The following is a 6,740-nucleotide window of genomic DNA, read 5'->3' as shown; positions in this document are numbered from 1 at the left end:
TGCATTTGCACCATTGCTTTCCACCAGTATTCTCTAATGTTTTTCTTTAATTCAACACCATTTTGTGCATAGTCATACACTGCACTTAAGCCATCATAAATTTCACTAGATTGAAATACGTAACCGTACTCTTTTGCGTGTGAAATTACTTTTTTAAATTTATCTTCATTATTTGCCATCCTGCAAAAATAGGAAAGGTTTTAATACTAAAAAATAAAAAGTGGAAATAGCCGAAACTATTTCCACCCAATTAACATTAAATAATACTAATTTGGAGTTACTTATTTTTACTTCAGGGTAAATTGTGTAGCTCCTGCTAATTTATCTTCAATATAAATATATACTTTATAAGCACCGCTGCTAATATAATCTCTATTTACTTCAACTAATGAAATAATATCTACAGATTCGCCTAAATAATTTACAATTGTTTGATCACTATAACCAATTTGTGTTTCACCAAACGTTAATTCACCTTTACTGGCAACTGTAAGTCCTTTTGAATTTACAATTTGAATATAAACTTGGCGTTCACCTTGTTCTGAAATTTCATTTTTTGAAATGGTAAAGTTAATTCTAAAAGCGTCTGTGTTTTTAGCTCTTGATGTTTCAACTAATTTTCCATTATTACGTTCACGCATTGCTAATACTTTAGCTGTGCCTACTTTTAAAATAGAACCAATAGCTACTTTTTCTGATAAACTTAAATTTTGCAATGTTAATGTGTCATTTTTAGCTAATTGACTAAATATTTGAACGTTAGCACTATCTAAGTCAATTGTTAACAGTTGATTTACGCCTGTTAAAGAATCGGTCATAAAAAATAAACGTCTGTTTGTTTCTTCTAGTTTTGCAATTTGACCTCTGTAACGGCGAATTAAGCTGTAATTTGTAGCTTTTAATCCTTTAATTGAATCTCTTAAAGCAATAATTCTATCTCTTTCTAAAGATAACTCGTTTGTCATAGAAGTATTTTGTCCAATAGCTTCTTCATACTTCACAATCATACTATCTAAGTTTCCTTCAATTTCTAATTTTTCTTCTTCAACAGCGTCAGTTAACTTTTTATGGTTATTATTATTATAAATTGTATAACCTATTACGCCTAGTAACAATATAGCTAAAACTATAACTATTACTTTGCTGTTTGATTTCTTATTTTCTTCCATCATTACTTTAATTTATCTATATCCTAATTTATTATTCAACGCGAAATGCAAAAATAAATTATAATAAAGCCAATAAATAATTTTTGAGGTGCTTTTTTTGAGGAATTATAAATTTACGCCACAAAAGTTAATTTTCATAATTATTTCATATTTTTTTATATCAATTTAACATAATCATCAAAAAAATGTAACTTTAAAAAAAGTTTTGCTATGAATTTTTTGAAAGATATTTTTAATATTTTCTTTCCTGAAGTGTGTTTATGCTGCCATGAACACTTAACAAGTAATGAATTGACAGTTTGTTTAATTTGTAGACACGACTTGCCTTTAACTAATTTTAGTACTGAAAAAGATAATTTAGTTGAAAAATCGTTTTATGGTAGAATTCCTATTGAAAATGCTACTGCATTGTTTTATTTTTTGAAAAAAGGAAAAGTTCAACAATTAATTCATGAACTTAAATATAACAAACAACAACAAGTTGGTACTTTTACAGGAAATTGGCTTGGTACTGAAATAGCTGAAAGTAATAGATTTAAAAATATAGATTATATTATTCCTGTACCACTTCATAAAAAGAAATTAAAAACAAGAGGTTACAATCAAGTAACAACTTTTGGTGAAAGTTTAGCTCAAAAACTAACTACTGAATATAATACTGATTTTCTTATTAAAGTTTCTTCAACAAAAACACAAACTAAAAAAATACGTTTAGATAGATGGAAAAATGTTCAAGAATTATTTATTGTGCAAAACAAAAGTGCTTTAGAAAATAAACATATTTTAATAATTGATGATATTATAACAACCGGCGCAACACTTGAAGCTTGTTGCAATGCGTTTTCAAACATTAAAGGTTTAAAAATTAGCATTGCTTGTATGGCTTACACTAAATAATTAATTTTTAGTTAAAAAACCGCATTCAAAAAAAACGAAGTCGGTTTTTAAATAAATTAATTGTTATTTTGCATTACAATTATTCGCATACTATGAATTATAGAGTTTATAAAATTCTTTTAATAATAACAGTTGGTTTATTACTAACTAATTGTGCCAAAAGAGGTAGGCCAACTGGTGGAAAAAAAGACAGTATTGCTCCATTATTAGTGAGCGCTTCACCAAACCATAAAAGCATTAATTTTAAAGCTAAAAAAATACGAATTTCTTTTGATGAATACATTAAATTAAAAGATGTAAACAAGCAATTAGTAATTTCTCCACCTCTTAAAAACACACCAATAATTACTCCGGTTGGTACTGCAAGTAAGTTTATTGATATAAAAATTTTAGATACTTTAAAAGAAAATACAACGTACACTTTTAATTTTGGAAATAGTGTTGTTGATAATAATGAAGAAAATAAATTAGAACATTTTAAATACGTAGTTTCTACTGGAACTTACATTGATTCATTAAAGGTTGAAGGAACTATTACTGATGCTTTCAATCAAAAAACTGATGAAAATATTTCTGTAATGTTGTATGAAATAAATGAACAATTTACAGATTCTATTATTTTTAAAGAAAAACCAATGTACGTAACAAGTACATTAGATAGCACAAACTTTGAATTAAGCAACTTAAAATCAGGCAAGTACTTATTAGTAGCTATAAAACAACCTAGTAATAATTATATATACAAAGCCAAACAAGATAAAATTGGATTTGTAAAAGACACCATTACTTTACCTACTGACAGTACATTTTCAATCTCATTATTTAAAGAAATTCTACCTTTTAAATTATCAAAACCAATTGAAGCTTCTAAAGGACGCATCTATTTTGGCTATGAAGGAGATGGGAAAAACCTAACTGTGAAATTGTTAACTAATATCTCAACCAATTTTAAACAAGAAAGTGTTTTTGAAAAAGGTAAAGACACTTTAAATTTTTGGTTTAACAACATTGAAAATGATTCTCTTTCATTTGAAGTTAATACTTTAAATTTTAAAGACACCGTTTCTGTAAAATTACGCTCATCTAAACAAGATACATTGGTATTAAAAAAGAATATTGCTTCTATGTTAGAATTTAGAGACACCTTTTCAATAAGTTCTAGCATTCCAATTACAAAAATTGATACTTCAAAAATTACGTTTATAACTAAAGATTCCATTTTGGTTCCTTACTCAACAAAATTGGATAGTTATAAAACAAAGCTGCTAATTAATTTTGAAAAAACATATAAAACAGAATATTTATTAAATTTACATCCACAAACTATAACTGATATTTTTGAAAACACAAATGACACACTGTCTTACAAATTTTCAACTAAAACTCTTGAAAGTTATGGAACAATTAATTTAACTGTTTCTAATGTGCACTCTCCTGTGATTATTGAATTAATTACAGAAAAAATGGAGTTAATTGCTCGTAAAAAAATAACATCCAGTCAAATTATTAATTTCAAACATTTAGCACCAAAAAAATATATTGTAAGAGCTGTTTTTGATGACAATAATAATGATGTTTGGGACACTGGTAATTATTTACAAAAAACACAAGCAGAAAAAGTCCAATACTTTGACTTTATTTTTGAGATGAGAGCAAACTGGGAAGAAAACGAGATATTTACACTAAAATAAACCTCTAAATTTTTAATTTATCAATTAAATTAAATTTAGTGCTTGTTTTAAATCGCCAATTAAATCATCAATATCTTCAATACCAACGCTTAACCTAATTAAAGAATCTACAACACCTGTTTTTTCTCTTTCTTCTTTCGGAATTGAAGCGTGTGTCATACTTGCAGGATGCCCAGATAAAGATTCTACACCACCAAGTGACTCTGCTAAAGTAAATATTTTTAAGTTTTCAACTATTTTAAAAGCATCATTAATATTATTTCCTTTGGTAACAAACGAAACCATCCCACCAAAATCACGCATTTGTTTTTTGGCAATTTCATGATTTGGATGATTCTTAAAACCTGGCCAATACACGTTTTCAACTTTTGGGTGTTTCGCTAAAAATTCAGCAACAGTTCTTCCATTTTCACAATGTCTTTGCATACGTACATGCAATGTTTTTATACCTCTTAACACTAAAAAACTATCCATTGGTCCACAAACTGCTCCACATGAATTTTGAATAAAATATAGTTTATCTGCTAATTCTTTATCATTTACAATTAAAGCGCCCATAACTACATCACTATGACCTCCTAAATATTTTGTTGCAGAATGCATTACAATATCAGCACCCAAATCTAAAGGATTTTGCAAATATGGAGTTGCAAATGTGTTATCAACCGCTAATACAACTTTATGCTTTTTAGCTACTTTTGAAACAGCTTCAACATCAATAATATTCATCATCGGGTTTGTTGGTGTTTCAACCCAAATAAGTTTGGTTTTTTCTGAAATATAATTTTCAATTTTTTCAGCATTTCCCATTCCAATAAAATGGAATTTAATTCCGTAGTTTTCAAATATTTTTGTGAAAATTCGATACGAACCACCATACAAATCATTTGTTGAAATTACCTCATCTCCTGGGCTCAACATTTTTATAACACAATCAATAGCTGCTAATCCTGAACCAAAAGCCAAACCAAATTTACCATTTTCAATACTTGCAAAAGCATTTTCAAGTGCCGTACGTGTTGGATTTGCAGTTCTTGAATACTCGTACCCTTTATGATCTCCTGGTGAAGCCTGTGCGTATGTAGATGTTTGATAAATTGGAGGCATAACTGCACCTGTAGAAGGATCGTGCTGTTGGTTTCCGTGTATTGTTTTTGTGTTAAATTTCATGATAAACTATGTTTGTTTAAATATGTGGAAGTTACAAATGTACTTATTTTGTAGGCAATTGTAAATTTTATAGTTACAACTACTTTTAAATAAATTTAAGCAATTGTAATATCACTCCTAAATGAATTCCCTCGTGATATAAATTAAAATTAATTCCATCATCAATAGTGTTTAATGTAATATCAACACTTGTTTTATATTCAAAATATTTTTTGAATATATCATTGTTATAATCCTCCATTAATTGTTCTGGTAACTTTAAAAATTGTTGTTTTATAATTTCAAATTCTTCTTCTGAAATAGTGTAAGACGGAGCTGTTCCCTTTTGAAAATTAGTAATTAATTCTTCAGAAATTAAACACTCTAAACCCGATAATTTATAACATAACAACTGCTGTGTTACTACTAAATGCGTAATATTCCAAGCTATGTTATTTTTAAAACCTTTAGGAACTTTATTTAACTGTTCAATAGTAAGGTTTTCTATAACTTTTAATGTTAATTTCCTTGATTTTTTTAACGTATCTATTTGCTTCAACATTTGTTTTTGTATTTTTTTTATTAAAAGTGTTCAAATTTAACATAAAATCGCATTAATTTTACTGAAACATCTATTTTAAAAAAATGAAAAAAATATACCACTTAAAAACGTGTGACACATGCAGAAGATTGTTAAAAGAAATGGATACTTCAGGCTATGTTTTACAAGAAATAAAAACAGAACCTATTACCGTTAAACAATTAGATAAATTGCACGATTTAACAAACAGTTATGAAGTTTTATTTAGCAGAAGAGCTAAAAAATACAAGCAAATGGACTTAAAAAACCAAGTTTTAACAGAGCAAGATTACAAACAGTTAATTTTAGATGAATACACTTTTTTAAAACGCCCAGTAATTATAAATAACAATGAAGTGTATGTTGGAAATACAAAAAAAAGAGTTGTTTAGTAACTAAACAACTCTTTTTTTAATGGTTTTATATTATTTCCAATAATCAGCAACCCAAGGCGCAGGTCTCACATAACGATACCATTTCCCTCGTCCTCCAACAATAGCTTTATGCGGGTTTATTTCTCCATGAAAGATAATAATTTTTGAACCTTCAGGAATTACAGGTTTTTTCCAAACTGCCAATGGGAAACGAGAAATACAATCGTATTTAAAACTAGGACACCATTCTTTTGGCCAATATTGTAATTTTCCTTTATCGTTTATAGCATGTGTTAAATATTCTTGTTCGTTTCTATGTTCTTTTATTACTGCATCAAAATTAGCAATAAAATCATCAAAAACGTATCCATGCTTTCCTATATCAAATCTATAAACAGATGAATTTCCTGTTATTCTCCACGATCTCCAGCTATGATCTTTAATAATTCTAAACTCTCCTTCTACATCAAAAAAGCAATCAATATTATCAACAATTACAATATCTAAGTCTAAAAATAAGGCGCGGCCTTCTAAACCGTATAAATCTTCTTTTAACGTAGTTAATTTTTTCCACATACGCTCAGGAAGGTTAGAATCTAAATTAATTTCTGGTATTGAAAAACACTGTACATCATCAATAATTCCTTCTTCATCATCCGTTAAACAAATCATTTTAAAATCGTAGGTTAAGTTTTTTTGTACCATAGAATACAATCTGTTCACGTATTCAGCTCCGTATAAAGTTCCCCACTTCATACAAAAAATATAGTTTGTTGTTTTATCTTTCATCTTTTTTCTAATATATGTAAATATTCAACTGTTTCAGTTGCTTTATGATTTCTGTTTTCTGTTTTATCAGCTTTAAAACGTTGATAATTAA

General features: G+C 27.8%; 7 protein-coding genes and 1 pseudogene. 3 read left to right on the top strand and 5 right to left on the bottom strand.

The window, feature by feature from the left end:
- Together GQ540_RS02965 and GQ540_RS02960 are read right to left on the bottom strand one after the other, a co-directional pair.
- Positions 1 to 179 (bottom strand): annotated as a pseudogene (locus tag GQ540_RS02965) (glycine--tRNA ligase); the annotation flags it as partial.
- A 108-nt stretch (positions 180 to 287) separates the two neighbouring features.
- Complete coding sequence (locus GQ540_RS02960; RefSeq protein ID WP_291797112.1) at positions 288 to 1,172, bottom strand: hypothetical protein; 885 nt, start codon at positions 1,170 to 1,172, stop codon at positions 288 to 290.
- Positions 1,173 to 1,379: 207 nt separating this feature from the next.
- On the opposite strand from GQ540_RS02960, the gene GQ540_RS02955 reads away from it, so the two are divergent.
- Both GQ540_RS02955 and GQ540_RS02950 read left to right on the top strand, forming a co-directional pair.
- The gene (locus tag GQ540_RS02955) at positions 1,380 to 2,066 is read left to right on the top strand and encodes a ComF family protein (RefSeq protein ID WP_291797109.1); all 687 of its coding nucleotides are present in this window, start codon (positions 1,380 to 1,382) and stop codon (positions 2,064 to 2,066) included.
- A gap of 92 nt (positions 2,067 to 2,158) precedes the next feature.
- Positions 2,159 to 3,757: an Ig-like domain-containing protein gene (locus GQ540_RS02950; RefSeq protein ID WP_291797106.1), complete on the top strand. Its 1,599-nt coding sequence runs from the start codon at positions 2,159 to 2,161 to the stop codon at positions 3,755 to 3,757.
- Positions 3,758 to 3,781: 24 nt separating this feature from the next.
- Here GQ540_RS02950 and GQ540_RS02945 read toward each other — a convergent pair whose 3' ends face one another.
- Both GQ540_RS02945 and GQ540_RS02940 read right to left on the bottom strand, forming a co-directional pair.
- Positions 3,782 to 4,927, bottom strand: coding sequence for a cystathionine gamma-synthase (locus GQ540_RS02945; RefSeq protein WP_291797103.1), 1,146 nt, complete (start codon positions 4,925 to 4,927; stop codon positions 3,782 to 3,784).
- Between the two features lie 85 nt (positions 4,928 to 5,012).
- Positions 5,013 to 5,468 carry a DinB family protein gene (locus tag GQ540_RS02940; RefSeq protein ID WP_291797101.1) on the bottom strand — a complete coding sequence of 152 codons (456 nt, stop codon included), beginning with the start codon at positions 5,466 to 5,468 and terminating at the stop codon, positions 5,013 to 5,015.
- Positions 5,469 to 5,551: 83 nt separating this feature from the next.
- Here GQ540_RS02940 and GQ540_RS02935 point away from each other — a divergent pair, with 83 nt between their 5' ends.
- Complete coding sequence (locus GQ540_RS02935; RefSeq protein WP_291797096.1) at positions 5,552 to 5,878, top strand: arsenate reductase family protein; 327 nt, start codon at positions 5,552 to 5,554, stop codon at positions 5,876 to 5,878.
- A gap of 33 nt (positions 5,879 to 5,911) precedes the next feature.
- Here the strand turns inward: GQ540_RS02935 and GQ540_RS02930 are convergent, their stop codons facing one another.
- Positions 5,912 to 6,649: a glycosyltransferase gene (locus GQ540_RS02930; protein WP_291797093.1), complete on the bottom strand. Its 738-nt coding sequence runs from the start codon at positions 6,647 to 6,649 to the stop codon at positions 5,912 to 5,914.
- Positions 6,650 to 6,740 lie beyond the last annotated feature (91 nt).

Origin of the sequence: Lutibacter sp., from assembly GCF_013139515.1 — a bacterium.
Lineage (GTDB): Bacteria > Bacteroidota > Bacteroidia > Flavobacteriales > Flavobacteriaceae > Lutibacter.
This window is presented reverse-complemented; position numbering and strand designations above follow the sequence as displayed.